Source organism: Pseudomonas beijingensis (assembly GCF_030687295.1).
GTDB classification, from domain to species: Bacteria; Pseudomonadota; Gammaproteobacteria; order Pseudomonadales; family Pseudomonadaceae; genus Aquipseudomonas; species Aquipseudomonas beijingensis.
This window is the reverse complement of record NZ_CP117425.1, coordinates 1672384-1693577: the sequence shown is the minus strand read 5'-3', so window position 1 is coordinate 1693577 and position 21194 is coordinate 1672384. Positions and strand designations below refer to the sequence as shown.

14 protein-coding genes and 3 pseudogenes are annotated in these 21194 nt (G+C 62.2%); 9 read left to right on the top strand and 8 right to left on the bottom strand.

Annotated features, from left to right (window positions below; all coding sequences use genetic code 11):
* Positions 1 to 80: 80 nt before the first annotated feature.
* Positions 81 to 1782, top strand: a pseudogene (gene ureC, locus PSH84_RS07725) (urease subunit alpha).
* A 159-nt stretch (positions 1783 to 1941) separates the two neighbouring features.
* Here the strand turns inward: ureC and PSH84_RS07720 are convergent.
* From PSH84_RS07720 to PSH84_RS07710, 3 genes and pseudogenes are all read right to left on the bottom strand, one after another.
* Positions 1942 to 6966: an NEL-type E3 ubiquitin ligase domain-containing protein gene (locus PSH84_RS07720; protein WP_305482498.1), complete on the bottom strand. Its 5025-nt coding sequence runs from the start codon at positions 6964 to 6966 to the stop codon at positions 1942 to 1944.
* 123 nt (positions 6967 to 7089) lie between these two features.
* The gene (locus PSH84_RS07715) at positions 7090 to 7389 is read right to left on the bottom strand and encodes a chaperone modulator CbpM (RefSeq protein ID WP_305469505.1); all 300 of its coding nucleotides are present in this window, start codon (positions 7387 to 7389) and stop codon (positions 7090 to 7092) included.
* A 178-nt stretch (positions 7390 to 7567) separates the two neighbouring features.
* Positions 7568 to 8510: pseudogene (locus PSH84_RS07710) on the bottom strand (DnaJ C-terminal domain-containing protein).
* A 294-nt stretch (positions 8511 to 8804) separates the two neighbouring features.
* On the opposite strand from PSH84_RS07710, the gene PSH84_RS07705 reads away from it, so the two are divergent.
* The gene (locus tag PSH84_RS07705; RefSeq protein ID WP_305469502.1) at positions 8805 to 10079 is read left to right on the top strand and encodes an Hsp70 family protein; all 1275 of its coding nucleotides are present in this window, start codon (positions 8805 to 8807) and stop codon (positions 10077 to 10079) included.
* Positions 10080 to 10212: 133 nt separating this feature from the next.
* On the opposite strand, the gene PSH84_RS07700 is transcribed toward PSH84_RS07705, so the two are convergent.
* From PSH84_RS07700 to PSH84_RS07685, 4 genes are all read right to left on the bottom strand, one after another.
* On the bottom strand, positions 10213 to 11226 hold the full coding sequence (locus tag PSH84_RS07700) for an AI-2E family transporter (protein WP_092171427.1): 1014 nt from the start codon (positions 11224 to 11226) through the stop codon (positions 10213 to 10215).
* Positions 11227 to 11445: 219 nt separating this feature from the next.
* Complete coding sequence (locus tag PSH84_RS07695; protein WP_122567270.1) at positions 11446 to 11727, bottom strand: PsiF family protein; 282 nt, start codon at positions 11725 to 11727, stop codon at positions 11446 to 11448.
* A gap of 208 nt (positions 11728 to 11935) precedes the next feature.
* Positions 11936 to 12826: a lipase family alpha/beta hydrolase gene (locus PSH84_RS07690; protein ID WP_122567271.1), complete on the bottom strand. Its 891-nt coding sequence runs from the start codon at positions 12824 to 12826 to the stop codon at positions 11936 to 11938.
* A gap of 119 nt (positions 12827 to 12945) precedes the next feature.
* A complete protein-coding gene (locus tag PSH84_RS07685) occupies positions 12946 to 13584 on the bottom strand; it encodes an FMN-dependent NADH-azoreductase (protein WP_122567272.1) in 639 nt (212 codons plus the stop codon).
* Between the two features lie 136 nt (positions 13585 to 13720).
* On the opposite strand from PSH84_RS07685, the gene PSH84_RS07680 reads away from it, so the two are divergent.
* Both PSH84_RS07680 and PSH84_RS07675 read left to right on the top strand, forming a co-directional pair.
* Positions 13721 to 14662 carry a LysR substrate-binding domain-containing protein gene (locus PSH84_RS07680; protein WP_122567273.1) on the top strand — a complete coding sequence of 314 codons (942 nt, stop codon included), beginning with the start codon at positions 13721 to 13723 and terminating at the stop codon, positions 14660 to 14662.
* A gap of 57 nt (positions 14663 to 14719) precedes the next feature.
* Positions 14720 to 15252 (top strand): annotated as a pseudogene (locus PSH84_RS07675) (ferritin-like domain-containing protein).
* 117 nt (positions 15253 to 15369) lie between these two features.
* Here PSH84_RS07675 and PSH84_RS07670 read toward each other — a convergent pair.
* On the bottom strand, positions 15370 to 17445 hold the full coding sequence (locus PSH84_RS07670) for an AsmA family protein (protein WP_305469498.1): 2076 nt from the start codon (positions 17443 to 17445) through the stop codon (positions 15370 to 15372).
* Positions 17446 to 17822: 377 nt separating this feature from the next.
* Between PSH84_RS07670 and PSH84_RS07665 the strand changes: the two genes are divergently transcribed.
* The 5 genes from PSH84_RS07665 to ureG all read left to right on the top strand — a co-directional run bounded on the left by PSH84_RS07665 (position 17823) and on the right by ureG (position 21193).
* Entirely contained in the window at positions 17823 to 18317 is a 495-nt protein-coding gene (locus PSH84_RS07665) for a hypothetical protein (RefSeq protein ID WP_305469496.1), read from the top strand.
* A 158-nt stretch (positions 18318 to 18475) separates the two neighbouring features.
* A complete protein-coding gene (locus PSH84_RS07660) occupies positions 18476 to 19108 on the top strand; it encodes a TetR family transcriptional regulator (RefSeq protein WP_122567276.1) in 633 nt (210 codons plus the stop codon).
* A 274-nt stretch (positions 19109 to 19382) separates the two neighbouring features.
* Entirely contained in the window at positions 19383 to 19883 is a 501-nt protein-coding gene (gene ureE / locus PSH84_RS07655) for an urease accessory protein UreE (protein ID WP_305469494.1), read from the top strand.
* Positions 19880 to 20569, top strand: a complete 690-nt coding sequence (locus tag PSH84_RS07650) for an urease accessory protein UreF (RefSeq protein ID WP_305482496.1) — start codon at positions 19880 to 19882, stop codon at positions 20567 to 20569. Before ureE ends, PSH84_RS07650 begins: the two co-directional genes overlap by 4 nt.
* A 9-nt stretch (positions 20570 to 20578) precedes the next feature.
* The gene (gene ureG, locus PSH84_RS07645) at positions 20579 to 21193 is read left to right on the top strand and encodes an urease accessory protein UreG (protein WP_305482494.1); all 615 of its coding nucleotides are present in this window, start codon (positions 20579 to 20581) and stop codon (positions 21191 to 21193) included.
* Position 21194: the final 1 nt, after the last annotated feature.

Here is a 21194-nt window from a genome sequence, read left to right as displayed (position 1 = left end):
CAAATGTGGGAGCGAGCTTGCTCGCGATGAGTGAGCGCAGCGAACGGTTTCAAAACTCAATTGAATCTCAAGGCAAGCACATGAAAATCTCCCGCCAAGCCTACGCCGACATGTTCGGCCCCACCGTCGGTGACAAGGTCCGCCTGGCCGACACCGAGTTGTGGATCGAAGTGGAAAAGGACTTCACCACCTACGGCGAAGAAGTGAAATTCGGCGGCGGCAAGGTGATTCGCGATGGCATGGGCCAGAGCCAGCTGCTGGCCGCCGAGGTCGTCGACACGCTAATCACCAACGCGCTGATCATCGACCACTGGGGCATCGTCAAGGCCGATGTCGGCCTCAAGGACGGGCGCATCGCGGCCATCGGCAAGGCCGGTAACCCGGACATCCAGCCCGACGTGACCATCGCCATCGGCGCCAGCACCGAAGTGATCGCCGGCGAAGGCATGATCCTCACCGCCGGCGGCATCGACACCCACATTCACTTCATCTGCCCGCAGCAGAATCGAAGAAGCGCTGATGAGCGGCGTCACCACCATGATCGGCGGCGGCACCGGCCCGGCCACCGGGACCAACGCCACCACCTGCACCTCCGGGCCGTGGCACCTGGCGCGCATGCTCCAGGCCGCCGATGCCTTCCCGATGAACATCGGCTTCACCGGCAAGGGCAACGCCAGCCTGCCGGAACCGTTGATCGAGCAGGTCAAGGCCGGGGCCATCGGCCTGAAGCTGCACGAAGACTGGGGCACCACGCCCGCGGCCATCGACAACTGCCTGAGCGTGGCCGACCAGTACGACGTACAGGTGGCGATCCACACCGACACCCTCAACGAGTCCGGTTTTGTCGAAACCACTCTCGCCGCGTTCAAGGGCCGCACCATCCACACCTACCACACCGAAGGTGCCGGTGGCGGGCATGCGCCGGACATCATCAAGGCTTGCGGCTTCGCCAATGTGTTGCCCAGTTCCACCAACCCGACCCGACCGTTCACCCGCAACACCATCGACGAGCACCTGGACATGCTGATGGTCTGCCATCACCTGGACCCGAGCATTGCCGAAGACGTGGCCTTCGCCGAAAGCCGCATCCGCCGCGAGACCATCGCCGCCGAAGACATTCTCCACGACCTCGGCGCCTTCTCGATGATCAGCTCCGACAGCCAGGCCATGGGCCGCGTCGGCGAAGTCATCACGCGCACCTGGCAGACCGCCGACAAGATGAAGAAGCAACGCGGCGCCCTGCCCGGTGACGGCGAAGGCAACGACAACTTCCGCATCAAGCGCTACATCGCCAAGTACACCATCAACCCGGCGATCACCCATGGCATCAGCCATGAAGTGGGTTCCATCGAAGTGGGCAAGTGGGCCGACCTGGTGCTGTGGCGCCCGGCGTTCTTCGGCGTCAAGCCGACGTTGATCCTCAAGGGCGGAGCGATTGCCGCCAGCCTGATGGGCGACGCCAACGCCTCGATCCCGACGCCGCAGCCGGTGCACTACCGACCGATGTTCGCAAGCTTCGGCGGCTCGCGGCATGCCACCAGCCTGACCTTCATCAGCCAGGCCGCCGCCGAGGCCGGATTGCCGGAGCGGTTGGGGCTGAAGAAAAGAATCGCCGTGGTCAAAGGCTGCCGTGATGTGCAGAAGACCGACCTGATTCACAACGACTACTTGCCGAACATCGACGTCGATCCGCAGACCTACCAGGTCAAGGCCGACGGCGTGTTGCTGTGGTGCGAACCGGCCGAAGTGCTGCCGATGGCGCAGCGTTATTTCCTGTTTTGAACCCGCGCAGTTCTTGTGCAGTTCTTGTGGCGAGGGAGCTTGCCCCCGCTCGGTTGCGCAGCAACCGCAAAAAAAGCGAGGGCTGCTTCGCACCCCAGCGGGAGCAAGCTCCCTCGCCACGGGTTTTATGCCTGTCTGAGATGACGGGACTGGTTCACCCTACAGATCGGTACTTTCCGGCAGCGCATCCAGCTCGGTTCGCGTCAACGCCTGGACCAGCTCCGCTTCCTTGATCTTGTGCTGCAGGCCCAACGTCTCGGACTGGCTGACGTAGTCGGCTTCCTCCAAAGTGCCGGCGGCCTTCGCTTCATCCAGCTCAATCTGGTTGGCGATGAGGGTGTCATTCAGCGCCTGGAAGGCAGCCCCATGCTGCTGCTTCAAATAGTCGATCCAGAAATCCCGACCCACCAGCGACTGAAACTGCTGGGGCGAATCGTCCAGTTCCAGGACCTGATTGGCGGCGGCGTCGAGCATGTCAGGGCTGACATCTCCCAGCGTGAGAAAAACCCCGCCCGCGGGTTGCCCCGGTAACCCCAGTCGATCCTTGAGCCCCGCCCGGTAAGCCAGACGGACCTCGACCTCTTCGATCAGCGCCAGGTTCTCGATCTTTTGATCGTTGGTCAGGTCGGTGCGGGCATTGATCGCGTCACGGCGCCGCTGGATGTCCTGCAGGGCAATACGCTCCACCTCATCGAGGCGAAACAGCCCCTTGGCCAACTGGAAGAGCGTTGCCGCTTCATCCGTTCCAACCGCCAAGGCCCTGGCGTTGTGGATCATCAAGCGGATTTCCAGGTAGCTGAACGACAAGGCTGCGCGATCTTCACAGGCCGGTTGGCCGGCCAGGTCGAACAGTTCATCACGCAGCTCGGTGGAACGCCCCATCGCGTCGAGCATCTGCCAGACGCGGGCCTGGAGGTCCGGATAATCTTTCAGGCTCTGATAAGATTTAGCCAACCGATGCAATAACTCAAAAAACTCTCCCGATTGCGGTTCATCCGCCAGGCTTTGCCACACAGCTCTTTTGTCCGCCAGTTGGCCCGCAGGCAGGTTGAGCAGCCATTGCTGCATATTCGACGGCCCGACCGACGCTGAAAACCCAAACGCCTCGGGCAAACGCAGGACTGCCCATTCAGGACGCGTCTGCAAGACCGTCACCCAATAATCACGCAAACGCTGTTGGACCACCTCGCTCAACGGGTTGCCCTGCAACAGCGTCACGCGATTGAGGCGTGCCGTGGCATGGGCACGCTCGGCGGGCGGGTCGAGCAGGTGATCCGGCACCTGGGTCAAGCCGTTGTCGCGCAAATCAATCAGCTCCAGCGGCTGGTCGCGCAGGCCGGTGGGCCAGGCAGTGATCCCGGTATTTTTCAGGTTCAATCGCTCCAGGTCAGGCAACCTGCTGAAGTCCGGTAGGCGCCCCAGCGGGTTGTTGTCCAGGTCGAAGTTTCTCAAGCGAGTAAGGCCTTGCAGGATGTCAACGCTACGCGGTGTCAGGCCGATCCGGTTCGCCTCCAGTTGCAGCGTCTCCAAGTCCCTCATCCCCTCCAAGGCCCTGGGAATATCGATCAACCGGTTCCTGGACAGGTCCAACCGGCGAATGGAGGAAAATCCGCTGAGGAAGCTTTCGCAGTGATGCAGCGTCAAGCCCATGTCACGCAGCTTGAGCACCCCTACATGACTGAAGTCGGCCGTCAGTTCCGGCAGTGCCCCGATGTCCAATCCGCTCAAATCAAGCTCATAGCCGATCGTGCGCAGATCCGCTGCCACAACGAGCCGGGTCTGACGCCGCCAGCATCGCTCGATTTGTTCGGCCATCACCTGCCTGATCGTCTGCGGTACTACAGTCGGGTGATTACCCACGTCACGCCAGCCGAGGGTAGCGACCCAACGGTCCAGATCCCGGCGCAGCATTTTCAGCTCGACGTTACGTCGCTGGAGCTCCCTCACCGCGCCGTCGCCCAGAGCTCGCAACAGCGCATCGGTTTGTGCCGCCGTGTAACTCGGGTACAGCTCCAGCACCCGGCTTTCCGCCGTTCGGCCCAGGCCCAACCAATCCCGTAGTCCACCCAAGGGATAACCGACTTGGCCCGAAGCCAGGCGCATCGGCGATTTAAAGGCGGGCTTGAGTGCGGGCATCTTCAAGCGGCGCGCCAGCGCATCCCGGTCCACCGGCGAAGCGCCGACCGCCTCTTTCAACAGGTCGCCGTGATGAATCGAAGGTCGAGCCATGGCCCGGCGTTCGGCATCCGGCAGGGCATGCTGCAAGGCATCGAAGAGGCTGCCCCAATGGCTCAGTTCATTGCCGTTGTCGTCAAAGGCCTGGTAGCGCTCATCATCCCTGACCACGACCTTGGTCTGCGCCGCATTTTGCGGCCCGATGCTGTCGATCAAGGTGCCGGACACAACGGCCTCGCGCAATTCGATGCGCAGCGTGCCGCTCCAGCCGGGCAAGGTTTCCAGGGTAGCCAACACCAGTCGAGGCGTGTCCGCCGTGACCAAGGCGTCCTGATACAGGCCTTCGTAGGCGCGGTTCAGACGCACCACACGCTGGAAGTGGCGCAGCTCTTCGGCGATGCGCAGAGGGATGGGTTTGGTCTGATTCGCATCGGCGAAATCCCAGGCAGCCATTTGCTGCAGCTCTTCGGTGCCGGCCAAGGTGATGACCTGCTCGATCGCCGTGGCTGGAACCGAAGGAAAACGGGACTTGATCAGCGCCACACGGGGGTCGCCTCGCGTCTCGCCCAGGGCGTAGTAATCGTTGAGCAACTGCACCTTTTCATTCACTGCCGTCTCGGCGAGTGCCTGGCGCAGGTGCCGGACGCGAGCGTCCATGTGGGCTTTCGCAATCGGCGGGCTCGCCGTGGCCAACAGATCGACACCTGCGGCATCCACCGCTTCGATCAGGTTTTTCAACAGCGCAGGCGTGCGGACCTTGGCCTCGGTCAGGCTGGCCTCACGAACCGGCGTCTCGCCTTCCGAGGGCCGGACGTATTCCCAGCGCGTCCGGCCGGCGCCGTCGACGATCTTCAGCTTCAACCCTCTTGGCCACGGGCCGTATTGGGTCAGCAGGTGCAACATCGGCTCGGCCAGGTCATGGCCCAGCGGCTCCTCGCTTTGCAGTTGCCCGATGAACGTGTCGATTTGTCGGCAGAGGTCGAAGCGACCCAGGGTGTCGGTCAGCAACGCCGGCACCGGCTCGCCCTCGACATGCAACCGTCGCAGCACGTCCTGCGGGGTCGCGCTGGCGAGGCGGATCTGCTCCAGTTCGGCATCGCTGAAATCCTTGACGCCATGGCCCAGACGCCTCATCAGTGTCGGGCCTTCCCAGGTACGCGGTTGTTCCAGTTCGTGGTGCCAGGCACCGCTGCCGTTGTGCGTCAGCTCGGGCTGGTAGGCCTGCGGACGGGAAGGATGACGAATGCGATAGCGGAGAGTTTGCGGGTCCTGTTGCACTTCAAAACGTTGCTCACCCAGCGGCAAGACCTGCTGATTCTCGACCCGATACAGGCCCTGGCTATCCGGGCTTGAGGCCGCGGGAGGCTGCAGCTCACTCTGGTAAACGCTCAGGTCGGGGCGCCACAGGCGCGACTCGCCATTGGCCAATTGAACCGGCTCCAACTGATCCACCGTGCTCGACCATCGAATATGCGGCAGTACCGCTGCACCGGTGGCGACAAAAGCCGTGTTGAGGGCCACGCTGGAAAAATGCGCCCACATTTCCCGGGTTTCCCCACGTTCGAACGCTTCGATGCCTTCGAACGCCTCGTTGAACATCTGCACGGCCCCGACCGTCAACATCAGTGGCCCCAGCCCTGGCACGACGAACGCCGCCAGGTTGAACACATCGACCACCGCGTCCAGGTAACTGTCCAGGCGCGCCAGGCGTGCTTTCTTGTCTTCATCACCGGTAGGCACCGCCACCGCGCGTGCGTCGGCCTGGATCTTCTCGATTTGCCGCAGGCGCAGCGAGCCCCACAGGTCGCCGGGAATCGGCTCCGTGCCCATGGGCAGGTTGCGCAACGACGATTTGAGTGGGAAATCGGCCTGGTCATCGGCCGTCGGGGAGATTTGATAGAGGTGCTTGAACTGCCGAAAAAACGCCCCTTGCTGACGCAGCGGCACGAAACGGCTGAAGAAGCGGCGGTAGGCGCCACTGTGCAAGCGTCGCCGCAGTTCGGCCATGAAGTCGGCGCTGGAGGCGTAGGCTTTCAGAGGATGCTCGGGATCGCCCGGAAGGTAGGCCACGACCGGCACCACCCGGCGACTGTTTTCAAGGTCGGGGCCGATCAACAGTGGGCCGACCAGTTCGATGTCGAACACTTTCAGGGAAGTGAATCTCACGGCCTGGCCATCGAGGGTGACGTCGCTGGCCCCCTCGGCCACCTGCTGCAACATCTGGTAGACCGTCGGGCTGATGTCGGCCTTGGCCCTAGCGATCTGGATGCTCAGTGCCAAGCCCTGCCGGTGATACTCCTCCAGCGAATGATCCAGCGGGTTGTACGTCTTGCTGTCGTCGGGCCGCAGGACAGCGTTGATGTGCTCCTGATACTGGCGCCCCAGATCCAACGTGCGACACAACTTGGCGAAGGCTTCAGGGGCAATCGACAGTGCCCCTGCGCGAACGGCGTCGGTGGAGGGCACCACAGCGCCGCCCAGGAACGGGCGCACCGCGGTGATGAGGTTGCAATCGGCACAGGCGGGTTTGCGCGCTTCCTCTGGCGCGAAATTGGCCAGCGCCGCCTCCAGCAATGACGTGCCACGGTATTCGTAGCGATCGAAATGGCCGCCCTCGCTGTCCAGGACCAGTGCCCCAAAAAAATCATCGCGGGTCTTGCGCCCGTACTTGCGGACGAAATACACCTCGTTGACGTTCAGCGCGAAGCCGAATTCATCCAGGATCACCTGCTCGAGCAAGGGTTCGGCGAAGGCGCGAATGTCCTGGATATTGCCCAGTCGGTTGTCGACCTGGTTCAGGCGCTCGCGGTAGCGGGAATGACTGTCCTTGAGGCTATTCCAGAGATCGGGGGAAGCTTTCGCATACCAGAGCGGAAGCGTCAGTTCATGGTCGCTCAGTTCCTGCTGGCGTTGCACGATGGCCCCGCTGTACCAGCCGGGAATACGGGCTTTGAGCAGGTCGAAATGCTCGCCCTGGGGAATGGCGAAACGGGGGGTGAAGCCTGGCATATCGGGTCATCCTTGACGTTGGAAAACCCGAGCCTATCCCGTGTGTCAGCGATGAGTGCGGTATCTATTTATCGCTTTTTCAGGTTTTTGCCTGTCCAGGCACTGATGCGCTCGGCAGTCCTGTCAGTCCACCCAGCGGCCCAGTTGCTGACGTAGCCGACGGTTCTCGGCTCGCAGTTCTTGAACTTCCTCCAGCAGGTCCAGCGCCAGGGCGACGCCTTCCCACTCCAGGTCCAGGTCGTGCCGCAGCTTCGCGGCACGCTTGGCCAGGGCCAGCTCGTAATCGGTAAACCGCCAATCCGTCGGGGCCGCGCCGTGGGGTTCGAGGATGCCATGCTCGACGATTTCGATCACATGGACATCGGCCAATGCGGCGGCTTCACAGAATTCCAGCAGGTTCAGTTCAATGATCGGGTTGTTCATGGTCTGCTTCTCCCAATGCTTCAACTGTCGAGTCTAGTCCCGCCTGCCCATGTGAACACAGACACCTGTGGCGAGGGGATCTGTGGGAGCAAAGCTTGCTCGCGACAGAGGTGTCTCAATTCCTGGGAAATCGAGTTGCATTCATCGCGGGCAAGCCTTGCTCCCACATGTAATGAGGTCAGAAATTCTCCCGCGGATCGAACGCCGCTTTCTTCGCCAGTTCCGCCCACAGCGCCTTGACCGCTTCGTCGCTAGCCTTGGGCATCACGGCCTTGAGTTGCACGAACAGGTAGCCGCGCTCGCCGGCCTTGTTGCGCAGGCCGTGGCCCTTGGCGCGCATGCGCTGGCCGTTCTGGCTGCCGGCCGGAACCTTGAGGTTGATCTTGCCGGTAAGGGTCGGCACCGCCACTTCGGTGCCCAGCGCCAATTCCCACGGGGCCAGGGGCAAGGTGATGATCAGGTCCTGGCCTTCGACGTCGAATTTGGGGTGCGGGGCGAAACGAATGAATGGTCAGGTACAAGTCGCCGTTGGCGCCGCCACCGACACCCGGCGCGCCCTGGCCCTTGAGGCGAATGCGTTCGCCGTCGGTCACGCCCAGCGGGATCTTCACGTTCAGGCTCTTGCTGGTGTTGCTCACGTGCTGGCCGGCCGCGTTGTATTGCGGCACCTGGAACGTGACTTTCTTCGACTCGTTCGACAGGGTTTCTTCCAGGAAGATCGGTAATTCCATTTCCACGTCTTGCCCTCGACGGCCGGCGCTGCGACCTGACTGTCCGCCGCCGAAACCCGGGCCGCGATTACCGAAAATCGAACTGAAGAAGTCCGAGAAATCCCCCGTGTCCTGGCCGCCAAAACCGCCACGGCTCTGCCAACCCGGCGGGCCCTGGAACGGCTGGCCATGTTGGCCGTAGCGGCGCAAGTCGTCGTACTCGGCGCGCTTGTCGGCGCTTTTCAGCGCTTCATAGGCTTCGGAGACGTCCTTGAACTTGGTCTCGGCGTCCTTTTCCTTGCTCACATCCGGGTGGTACTTGCGCGCCAGCTTGCGGTAGGCAGCCTTGATCGTGCTGTCGTCCGCCGTTGGCTCAACACCCAGGATCTTGTAATAGTCTTTGAAGTCCATCTAAGCATCACCATCCGTTATCGATGTCGCACCGCCACGCACAGCATGCCCGGATGACCGGACAGCGGGTTGACCGACCTCAAGATTGGGACCGGGCGGCACGTCAGAAGTTTATCGGCAGCGGGTGGCGGTTCTTGTGTCCGCCCTGTGGCTGCCAGGCTATGCCTGCAAGTTTGGGGGTATAAGAGTGTCTTTCAAGGCCTGCGTTCGAGAATTAGCAGATAACCGGCCTTCGAATCCGCGCCGCACTGACATACACTGCGCGGCCGTTTTTTCAACTGGAACCTGAAAGACATGAAAAACGCATCCCCGGCCCGTGCCTGCGGTATCGACTTTGGCACGTCCAACTCCACCGTCGGCTGGCTGCGCCCCGGCATGGAAACGTTGATCGCGCTGGAGGACGACAAGATCACCCTGCCCTCGGTGGTCTTTTTCAATCTGGAGGAACGCCGCCCGGTGTATGGCCGCCTGGCCTTGCACGAATACCTGGAAGGCTACGAAGGCCGGTTGATGCGCTCGCTCAAGAGCCTGCTGGGCTCCAAGCTGATCAAGCACGACACTAGCGTGTTGGGCACGGCGATGCCGTTCAAGGATCTGCTGGGGCTGTTCATCGGCCAGTTGAAGCAACGTGCCGAAGCCACCGCCGGTCGGGAATTCGAAGAAGTGGTACTGGGGCGTCCGGTATTTTTCGTCGATGACGATGAAATGGCCGACCAGGAAGCGGAAAACACCCTGGTGGACGTGGCCCGCGCCATCGGCTTCAAGGAGGTTTCGTTCCAGTACGAGCCCATCGCGGCGGCCTTCGATTATGAATCGACCATCGAGAAAGAAGAGCTGGTGCTGATCGTCGACATCGGCGGCGGTACCTCGGACTTCTCCCTGGTGCGCCTGTCCCCCGAGCGTCGCACCCACGACAACCGCCACGCCGACATCCTCGCCACCGGTGGCGTGCACATCGGCGGGACCGATTTCGACAAGCAACTCTCCCTGGCCGGTCTGATGCCACTGTTCGGTTACGGCAGCCGCATGAAAAGCGGTGCCTACATGCCCACCAGCCACCACATGAACCTGGCGACCTGGCACACCATCAACGCGGTGTACTCGCAAAAGTCCACCCTGGCCTTGGGCAGCATGCGCTACGACATCGAAGACACCGGCGGCATCGATCGGCTGTTCAAGCTGATCGAACAGCGCGCCGGGCATTGGCTGGCGATGGAAGTGGAAGAAACCAAGATCGCGCTGACCCACACCGACCAGCGTCATTTGCTCCTGGACCGGATCGAGCCCGGCCTGAGCGTGGATCTGAGCCGGGCCCTGTTCGAAACGGCCATCGACGGCTTGCTGGAGCGGGTGCGCGGCAGCGTCACGCAGTTGCTCAACGATGCCAACGTGCGGGTCGATCAGGTCGACACGGTGTTCTTCACCGGCGGTTCCAGCGGCATTCCGGCATTGCGCAACAGCGTCTCGGCGATGCTGCCCCAGGCGCGGCATGTGGAAGGCAATATCTTCGGCAGTATTGGCAGTGGGTTGGCGATTGAGGCGATGAAGCGCTATGGGAGCCAGGTCTGATCCAGGACCGAGGCGCGTGAATCGCGAGCAGGCTCGCTCCCACAGTTAACCGAGTTCCTTCAGAAGGAATGCGCTCAACTGTGGGAGCAAGCTTGCTCACGATGGCGCCAGATCAGTCACCATCACTATCGGATCAGACCATCCCCACCTGCTTCAACTCACTCTTGAGATACGCATAATAAATCGGCCCCGCCACCACCCCCGGCAGGCCGAACGCGGCTTCGAACACCAGCATTGCCATGAGCAGTTCCCAGGACTTGGCGCTGATCTGCCCACCGACGATGCGGGCATTGAGAAAGTACTCGAGCTTGTGGATCACGATCAGGTAACCCAGCGCCGCCACCGCCACCCAGATCGACAACGACAGGGCAACGATGGTGATCAGCGTGTTGGACATCAGGTTGCCGATGACCGGCAGCAGCCCCAGCAGGAAGGTCATCACGATCAGGGTCTTGGTCAACGGGAGATGAATACCGAACAGCGGCAGCACCACCGCGAGGAAAATCCCGGTGAAGAAGGTGTTGAGCAGGGAAATCTTGATTTGAGCGAAGACGATGTTGCGAAACGCCTTGACCAGCAGGTTCAGGCGATCGAACAGCGCGGCGGCCAGGGGCTTGCGCTTGGTCAGGTCGGGAATGCGCTGCAGGGCAACGATGGCCCCCAGCACCATGCCGATCAGCAGCGTCACGAACATGTGGGCCGCGTCCTTGCCCACCAGTTGCAGGTCGCTCAGGTGCTTGCTCACCCAGTCACCGATCGCCACCCGGAACTCGGCGGCGCTGGCCGGCAGGTAGGCGTCGATGAACGGCGGCAATTGCCCACGGGCGCGATCGACCACCGCCATGAACTTGTCCAGGGAGGCCCCGGGGTTTTCCGCCTCATGGAGCAGGAAACTGAAGGCGCCGGCGAAGATCAGCGTTAGCACACTGACCACCAGCGTGCCCAGTAACGCCACCGCCAGCCAGCGGGCGCGGCGACCTTCGATCAGGCGCTGCAACTGCGGGGTGAGCATGTTGACCAGCTCGAACACCAACAGCCCGGCCAGCAGGCTCGGCAACAGGCGCAGCGGGAGCACCAGCAACAACCCACCAAAAATGATCACCCAACTGATCACCAACAACACATGACGCTGAGAAAACGTTGGCATACAGCCTCAGGACAAAACGGCGTGAAAGGATCGGCAGTCTGCCAGCGATCCGCTGGCAGCACTAGGGATTGTGTCGGCCGACCTTGGTCGCAGTTCAGGGGTTTTTTGTAACTTTTGCGCCGGCCCCATCGCGGGCAAGCTCGCTCCCACCCTGGACCGGGCAATACAGATCCACTGTGGGAGCGAGCTTGCTCGCGATAGGGCCCATGGATTCAACACTTATTTCTTCTTCAGGCACTCACTCATGAACGCCTTGCGGGCATCACCCTTCAGCGCCTGCTCGGTGGCCGTGGCGTTGCAGCTCTTCATGCGTTCCTGCGGGGTGCTCGGTGCAGCCTTGAGGCAAGTGCTCATGAACGCCTTGCGCTCGTCGCCCTTGAGCGCCTTGGCGGTGGCGTCGGCGTTGCAGGTGGTCATCTTGGTCTGCTGTGCCGTCGCGGCGAAGCCCTGGGAACACAGCAGCAAACCGATCATCAACAAAGGCACACGAAGCATCTTCATGGTGTTTCTCCTCGCTGCCGCACGAGGGTGCGGCGATGAGGTGCAGTGTAGACAAAGCCTGTTACACCTTCATCTGTGTTCAGTGGTAAACCGGCGGCGCCCTGGCTGACGCCATCGCGAGCAAGCTCGCTCCCACAATGGACCGAGCACTGCAAATCCACTGTGGGAGCGAGCTTGCTCGCGATGAACGATAACGCGGTCCAACCGGTTACACCCCCGCCGCCTTCAACCGCTCGGCATGCTCGACAAACAACCGGATCGGCTCGGCCCCCTTGCCCACCAGCCCTAGCGACTGATTGACGATGTCGAAGTGATCCAGCGGATAGTCATCGCCGATAACCATGCCCAGGTGTGAGCTGTAGCGCCCGACCAAACCGTCGCACTGCCCCGCTTCCCTGACAAAGGTGCGGGCAAATAGACGGCAAGTGCGGTTGGTGCCGTCGAACAGGTTGCGCCCTTTATCGGTCTTGCCCGGCTGCAAGGTGCCGGACCAGGAGTAATAGCGCACGCCATTGACCTCTTCCGGCCCCCGCCCGCCCCAGGTGACCGGCAGGCCCTGTGGATAACGTTGATTGAACAGCGTCACTCCGGCGGTGGTCAGGGAGGCATGGGAGGCATTGAGGTTGACCGGCAGCTTTGGCCCGCGATAGCCGATGTCCAGCAGGCTCATCAGGGCGTTGATCAAGCGCAGCGCGACACTGAGCACACGTCCCTTGGCGCTGTCGGCCGGGTAGTGGGCCTGGAGGTAATCGGCCAGTTCGGAGCCATGGTTGGGGCCGGCCACCGACGTGACCGACGCCACCAGGTCCGGGCGTTTGGCGGCCGCATAGCGGGCGGTGAGGCTGCCCTGGCTGTGGCCAATCAGGTTGACCTTCTGCGCACCGGTTTGCCGCAGTATGTCGTCGATCAGTGCCAGCAATTGCTCGCCGCGCACCTCGGACGAATGCAACGGCGAAACCTTCACCGCCACCACCACGGCCCCACCGCGACGCAACGCCGAGACGATCCCATACCAGTACGGATACAGCACCAGGCGTATGAACCCGAACATGCCCGGGACCAGCACCAGCGGGTAACGAGTGGCGCAGCGTTGCGACATGGCGACATCCTTGTGATCAAGAGGTGATCAGCATCGGTACCGATGATGACCAGTCTATGACACCCGTACGAATCCGTGGCGAGGGAGCTTGCTCCCGCTGGGCTGCGCCGCAGCCCTTCTCAGAAAGACCGTGCCAGTGCCAGCAAGCGCTCCTCGGCCTCGGCACAGGACAACGCAAAGCTGCGCTCGGCCGACTCTTCGCCTTCGGCCGCCACCACCGTCACATCAGTGATGCCGATGAACCCCAATACAGTGCGCAACAGCGTGTCGGCGTGGTTCATGCTCTCCAGCGGTCCGCCCGGCCCGAAACCGAAATCGCCACGGCTGGTCACGATCAGCGCCTTCTTGCCCAGCACCAGCGGCTCGTAGTGCGACACGCCGTTGTCCAGGCTGTGGTTGAACGTCAGCCCGATGCGCACGATCTGGTCGATCCAGGCCTTCACACCGCTGGGCACGCTGAAATTGTGCATGGGCGCGGAGATCACCAGTCGATCATGGGCTTGCAGCTCCGCGACCAAGGCATCGCTCAGGGCCAGGTCCGCTTGCATGATCAACGGTCGAGCCTGAGGCTCGGGGTAGAACGCCGCGGCGATAAAGGCTTCGTTGACCGGCGCAATGACCGTGCGTCCGACTTCGCGACGGGTCACTTGGGGTTGCGGGTGGGCGACCTGCCACGCCGAGACAAAGGCCTCGGCCAGGCGCCGGGAATGGGAACGCTCGCCACGGGGACTGCCATGCACCACAAGAATCTTGCTCATCTGAATCTCCTTTTATGCGGCTACAATCGACATTGCTTGTGCCTTGCAGCTTGAAGTTCAGAGCTGCTTACAGACAAATGAGCGTTAGTTAATCTGGATGAGTTAATTTCATCCATTGCGTTCCAGGAGAATTAAAATGTTCGCCAACCTGCCGCTCAACGCTCTGCGCGCCTTCGAATCCGCCGCGCGGCTGCTCAGTTTCAAGGCGGCCGCGGCGGAGTTATCGGTGACGCCGACGGCGGTCTCCCACCAGATTCGATCCTTGGAGAGCTGGCTAGGGCTGATGCTGTTCGAACGCCTGCCACGCCAGGTGCGCCTCACCGAAGGCGGGCAACGCTTGTTCCATAGCCTGCACGGAGCCTTGCTGGAAGTGGCGCAAAGCGTCGACACCCTGCGCCCGCAACGCAGTACCACCCACCTGACCCTGTCCACCACCGCCGCGTTTGCCGCCCTGTGGCTGGTGCCTCGCCTGGGGCGCTTTTATGCACGTCACCCGAACATCAACGTGCGCCTGGACACCCATTGCGAGGTGATCGACCTGCATCAGGACGCCAGCGTCGACCTGGTGGTGCGCTACAGCCTGGACGCCTACCCAAACCTGTACGGCATGTGCCTGTTCGATGAAAGTTTCGGGGTCTACGGTTCGCCTGAGCAGGTGGCCCTGGCGACCCGGCAGCCACCAACGCTGATCAGCGTGCGCTGGCACAACTCCAAGCTGTACGCCCACGGTTGGGACGCCTGGTGTGCCCAGGCCGGGGAAACCTGGCTCACCCGGCAGCCGTGCATGCGCGAGTACGACGAGGAGCATTACGCCTTGCAAGCGGCGATTGCCGGGCAGGGCCTGGTGTTGGCGAGCAATATCCTGGCATCGGAAAGCATCGCCAGCGGCTTGTTGGTGGGCTATCGCCCGGACGTCCAGGTGAGCGGCGCCGGCTACAGCGCCCTGTGCGTCCCGGGCCGCGAACGCCATCCACCGGTACGGGCCTTCTTCCAGTGGCTGGGGGAGGAAGCGCGGCTGTCCGGTTATGCGCTGAAAAATTCGGTAAAACTTTTTCAAGACCGCGTCACTCAGATTTAAAGTGATCGCGCCAGCAGAGCGTGACGCCTCAACCGGATCAGCCTCCAGGAGAACGAGATGAGCGACATGCACTTATCCGATGTAACCACCCTGCGCGAACGGGCACGGCAGAACGTGCAGAACGGCGCAGTGACCGAAGGCTACGGCGCCGATCGGCAGGAAGTCATCCGCCTGCTCAACGAAGCGCTGGCCACCGAGCTGGTCTGCGTGCTGCGCTACAAGCGTCACTACTTCATGGCCTCCGGCCTCAAGGCCAGCGTGGCGGCCAGTGAGTTTCTCGAGCACGCGAACCAGGAAGCCGAACACGCCGACAAACTCGCCGAGCGCATCGTGCAGTTGGGCGGTGAGCCGGAATTCAACCCCGACCTGCTGACCCGCAATTCCCACGCCCAGTACGTCGCAGGCAACACCCTCAAGGAAATGGTGTACGAGGACCTGGTGGCCGAACGGATCGCCATCGACAGCTACCGGGAAATCATCCAGTACATCGGCGAAAAAGACCCGACCACCCGGCGCATCTTCGAAGACATCCTGGCCCAGGAAGAAGAGAGCATGCCGATGACATGGCCGATATCCTGGCCGATCTGTAAGAGCCTTTAGGTCCCCATCGCGAGCAAGCTCGCTCCCACAAGGGGCCGAGCGCTGCAAATTCCCTGTGGGAGCGAGCTTGCTCGCGATGAGGCCAGTCGCCTCACCGCACAATCCGGCTACCGGGTAGGCTTGACCGTCACCGGCGCCTTGCCCGCCTTCATCTGCTCCAGCAGCGGCGCACACTGGTTCGGCTCACCGCCGCTGGGCGCCACCAGCGCCAGCAACCCGGCCGCCGGCGCGGCGATCACGCCCAACGCCACCATCCCGGCACCGCGCAACATCAGGGGCACGGCCTTGACCCCCGCGGCGGGCTTGGCGAACGGGCCGCGCACGTACAACGGCGAGCGCAGGGAAATCAGGCGCCAGCCCTTGGACTCGGGGGTGACGGTCAGGTCCAACTGTTCGGTCGCCATGTTCGCCGTGCCGTCGATGTAGATGATCGCGTTCTCGGTGTCGAACACGAACAGACGCGTGGTCGCCAGGCCCGTCTTGATGTCGAAATCCGCCGCCGCGCAGTTGATCTTCACTTCCTTGTCGCCAAAGATTTTCCCCACCACGTAGTTGCCGACGTTCAGTCCCGCCAGCTCCATCAATTCCCGACTGATGGCACCATCGTTGATGAGCATTTTCAGGGTGCCGTTGGAGGTGCCCAGCAACGCCGCCACCGAATTGCCGCGTCCGGTGATGTCAGCATCGCCGTTGAGCTCGCCGAAGCTGGTTTTCATCGGCTCGAAACCCGGGAACAGTTGCTTGAGCTTGAACCCTCGCGCCGTCAGCTTCGCCTGGCCTTCAAGGGGTCGGGTGCGCCCGTTAAGGCGGATCTGCGCATCGAGCCGGCCACCGGCCACGCCGAAGCGCAGGGGCTCAAGGCTCAACTGCCCATCGTTGAGCACCAGGTGAGTGTACAGATCGGTGAAAGGCAGTTGCTCGCTGTGGACGATGCGCTTGCCGGTGAACTCCACATCGGCGTCCATCACACTCCAGCGCTCGGTGCGAAACTCTTCCACGGGCAAGACCTTGCCGGTCGGCTGTTTGCTCGCGCCGCCCCGGGCCTTTTGCTCGGCATTGGAGTCCGCACCGATCAGCGGCGCCAGGTCGCTGAACAGCAGTTGATTGGAAACCAGCGCACCACTGAGTTTCGGCCGCGGCTGGCTGGCGACATAGGCCAGGTCGCCTTGGATATCGCTATCGCCGATCTTGCCGTTGAATGCCTCATAGTGAAACAGTGCCCCACCCGGCTCATGCAGCTTGGCAATCAAGCGTCCGTCGGTGGCGTAAGGGGGTGAATCCGGCAGGGTCACGCCGGTCAGCGGGTAGAGATTGGCGAGGCTGTTGCCGGCCAGTTTCAGGCGCAAGTCCAGGGCCCCGAGGTTCAGCGGGTCGGTGAGGGTGCCGGCCAGTTCGACGCGGGTGTCGCCGATCTTCGCCTGGGCCTGGAGCGGAAAGGGTCGGGACGCATCCTGCAAGGCCAGCAAGCCACCGACCTTGCCGGAGCCGGTCAGGTTTTGCCCGTGATACTGCCCGTTGACCTTGAAGGCGAACGCGTAGTCCTGCGGCGTCGCGCCTTGGTCCTGGGCTTTTTTCGCGGCCTTGTCGCCGACGATATCGCTGAACGGAATGGGTTTGCCCAACGGATCGATCAACAGGTCGAGTCGGGTCTTGAGCGTCTGGTCGTCCAGGGTGACGTGCCCCTTGTCGAAGCCGATGGCGCCGATGTCCACCACCCAACTGGACGGCTCGGCGTCCGGGTCTTTTGGATCGAATTGGAAGGTCCAGTTGGCGCGACCGTCCGCCAGGCGTTGCAGATTGGCGTTGGGCTCCGTCAGGTCGATGCGCGGAATCGCCACTTGCCGGGCCAGCAAGGCCAACGGCGAAATGCGCAGCTCGACACGCTTGAGCGTGGCCATTTGCGGGGTTTTCGACCAGTCCGGATTACCCAGGCTCAAGTCTTCGGCCACCACATGGGGCCACGGCAACCAAGCGCGCCAACCACCTTCTTCCGGCTCGCGCTGCCAGACCACCGCCAGGTCGCCGTTGATGGCGAAGGGGCGATGCAATTCCTCGGAAACCTTGGCATTGAGCGCAGGCTTGATGCGGTTCCAGTCGAAGAAGGCAATGACCAGGACCAGCACCGCCAGCAGGACAACAAGGCTGGCAAAGCTCCAGGCGAGGATTTTCGAGGTGCGCGTCATGCACGAGGCTCCTGATGACAAATCAGCGTCCGCAACCGCGACGCCTCTGAAAACACGAACCTGCAGTCGGTTCGCCATGAAGGGTTGGACTGGTAAAACCGCCAACAGGTGCCGATGAGCGGCACAAAAAAACGCCAGGTTCCTGACCGATCAGCCAACAAACTGTTACCGCGCCCGCACATTTACGAGGCAGCGATGGGTACAAAATACCCACCACGGTGCAAAAGCGCACCCCTGAAACCCCCGTTCTAGAGCCTTCGCTGCGAACAATCAATTCCGTTGATTATTACCATTGCGTTTATGAACTTTTATATCGACTTATCGAGAGTAGCATTGCCCTCGTACCCACTTTATCGCCCTCCCAAGGAGCAACGATCATGAAACGCCAATTACTGATGAGCCTGTCCCTTTCACTGCTGACCTCTACTGCCTTCGCACTGCCAGCGTCCGAACAAGCCACGCCACAGGTCAAGGACAACCACTCTGTCTACAGCCAGACTGTTGCCGAAGGTGGTCGCGATCGCCTGGAACAAAAAGGCCTGGTCGAGGACGGTTATGACCGCACCAAACAAAGCGATACCGTTGCAGCTGATGGTTCCGACCGCACCCCAGGCCAGACCTTGGCAGCTGACGGTTCCGACCGCACTCCAGGCCAGACCTTGGCAGCCGACGGTTCCGACCGCACTCCAGGCCAGACCTTGGCAGCCGACGGTTCCGACCGCACTCCAGGCCAGACCTTGGCAGCTGACGGTTCCGACCGCACTCCAGGCCAGACCCTCGCCGAAGACGGTTCTTCCCGCACCAAAATGGGCGACACCGTGGCCGAAGGCGGTGGTGACCGTGTGATCGAACGCAACAGCACAGTGAGCTGAGCCCATGCTGGCCCAGAAAAAAGCCCGATTCCCCCAATCGGGCTTTTGACTTTCCAAGCCCCCTCGTTTCCCCCGCCCGATCCCTCTCTACCGTTCGACGTCGGCAAAGCCGATTTGCTAGAGTGCATCGCTCCCGTGAATCAGAAGTCAGCCTTGTGATGCTGCCCCGCGCCGAACAGAAACAACAGACTCGAATTGCCCTGATGGACGCAGCCCGTCATTTGATGGAATGCGGCCGGGGATTCGGCAGCCTGAGCCTGCGGGAAGTCGCCAGGACGGCGGGCATCGTGCCCACCGGGTTCTACCGGCACTTCGAGGACATGGACCAACTGGGCCTGGCATTGGTCAGCGAAGTCGGCCAGACCTTCCGCGAAACCATCCGCCTGGTCCGCCACAACGAGTTCGTCATGGGCGGCATTATCGATGCGTCGGTGCGGATCTTTCTCGATGTGGTGCAGGTCAACCGATCCCAATTCCTGTTCCTGGCCCGCGAGCAATATGGTGGCTCGCTGCCGGTGCGCCAGGCCATCGCCCAATTGCGCGAAGATATCAGCTCGGACCTGGCCGCCGACCTGGCCTTGATGCCCAAGCTGCAGCACCTGGACCTGGCCGCCCTGGGCGTGATGGCCGACCTCATCGTCAAAAGCGTGTTTGCCACCCTGCCGGACATCATCGACCCACCCGCCCAAGCCCTCCCCGAGCACCTAACGCCCCAGGCGAAGATTACCCAGCAACTGCGGTTCATCTTTATTGGCCTCAAGCATTGGCAAGGGCTGGGCAGTACCGAATAAACCCCGAATGTACTCACTGTGGGAGCGAGCTTGCTCGCGATAGCGGTCTGTCAGTGGCATTGATAGTGGCTGATCCGCCGCTATCGCGAGCAAGCTCGCTCCCACAGTTCTTTTTTGTGCCTGTCGCAAAATGGTGCGCCATATCTCGACACGCACCGATATGGCACGCATTCCGCCCCATCCTGAAACGCCATACCCGCTATTTCCTACACCTCCTTCGATTGGCAAGCCCCTTGCTCTAAACACAGCACCGTTCATTGCTGGAAGCACTCCGATGCTGGTGATTCACCGCAGAATCGACACTCAACCGCGCTGGGACGCCGAGCTGCACCTGACCTTTGACGCCCGCAGCAAAAGCCGTCTGCGCTGTTTCAGTGCCGAAGGTGAAGACGTGGGGTTATTCCTGGAGCGAGGCCAGCCGCCGCTGTACGACGGCGAATGCCTGCAGGCCGAAGACGGGCGCATCGTGCGCGTCTGCGCCCGTGCCGAACAATTGCTGCACGTCACCTGCGCCAACGCCTTCGAACTGACCCGCGCCGCCTACCACCTGGGCAATCGCCACGTGGCCCTGCAAGTCGGCGATGGCTGGCTGCGCCTGCTGGACGATTACGTGCTCAAGGCGATGCTCGAGCAACTGGGCGCCAGCGTCGAATCCATCGAGGCCTCGTTTCAGCCGGAACACGGCGCCTATGGCGGCGGCCATCATCACTCCCGGCATGGCGACGAAGACTTCAACTACGCGCCGCGCCTGCATCAGTTTGGCGTGCGCACATGAATCCGACCTGGGCGCTGCTGCGCCTAGCCAGCCCGCAGTTGCCGATTGGCGGCTACAGCTATTCCCAGGGGGTGGAGATGGCGGTGGACAATGGCCAAGTGAAAAACCCCGATGACGCACGGCGCTGGATCAGCGATCAATTGCTGCTGAACCTGGCACGCTTCGAAGCGCCCTTGCTGCTGGCACACTGCACCGCAGCCGCCGCTGACGATTGGGACGCGCTGCTGCAACGTTGCCAAGAGCACCGCGCCAGCCGGGAAACCCGTGAGCTGTATCAGGAGAGCCGGCAGATGGGCTACTCGTTGCAGCAATTGCTCGTCGGTCTGCCGGAGCTTGACCGTGCCGCGCGCGGCTTTCTTGAACAGCTCAGTCTTGAACAGCGCAGCGAGCCGCATCTGGCACTGGGCTGGGCCCTGGCCGCCCGCGCCTGGCAGATCGCCCCCCAGGACGCCCTCGCCGCCTGGCTGTGGAGTTGGCTGGAAAACCAACTGGCGGTGCTGATGAAAACCCTGCCCCTGGGCCAGCAAGCAGCCCAGCGCCTGACCAGCGAACTGTTGCCCCTGTTGCAGCAGGCTCAGCACAACGCCTCGAACATCGACCCCGATCATTACGGCAGCGCCGCGTTTGGCCTGTCCCTGGCGTGCATGGCCCATGAGCGCCAGTACAGCCGCCTGTTCCGTTCCTAGGAGACACACATGAATACACAACCTCTGCGCGTCGGTATCGGCGGTCCGGTGGGTTCCGGCAAGACCGCCCTGACCCTGGCCCTGTGCCTGGCTCTACGTGAACGCTACAACCTGGCGGTAGTCACCAACGACATCTACACCCGCGAAGACGCCGATTTCCTGGTGCGCAACGAAGCCCTGGCGCCCGAGCGGATCATCGGCGTGGAGACCGGCGGCTGCCCGCACACGGCGATTCGCGAAGATGCCTCGATCAACCTTGAGGCGGTGGACCAGTTGAACCGGCGCTTCCCGGGCCTGGACCTGATCCTGGTGGAATCGGGCGGCGACAACCTGTCGGCGACCTTCAGCCCGGAGCTGTCGGACCTGACGATCTATGTGATCGACGTCTCGGCCGGCGACAAGCTGCCGCGTAAGGGCGGGCCGGGTATTTGCAAATCCGACCTGCTGGTCATCAACAAAATCGACTTGGCCCCCCTGGTGGGCGCGTCCCTGGAGATGATAGACAGCGACACCCGGCGGATGCGCAACGGCAAGCCTTTCGTGTTCAGCAACCAGAAGACCGGCCAGGGGCTGGACGACATCATCGCCTTCATCGAGCGCCAGGGCCTGCTGAGCGCCGCCTGAT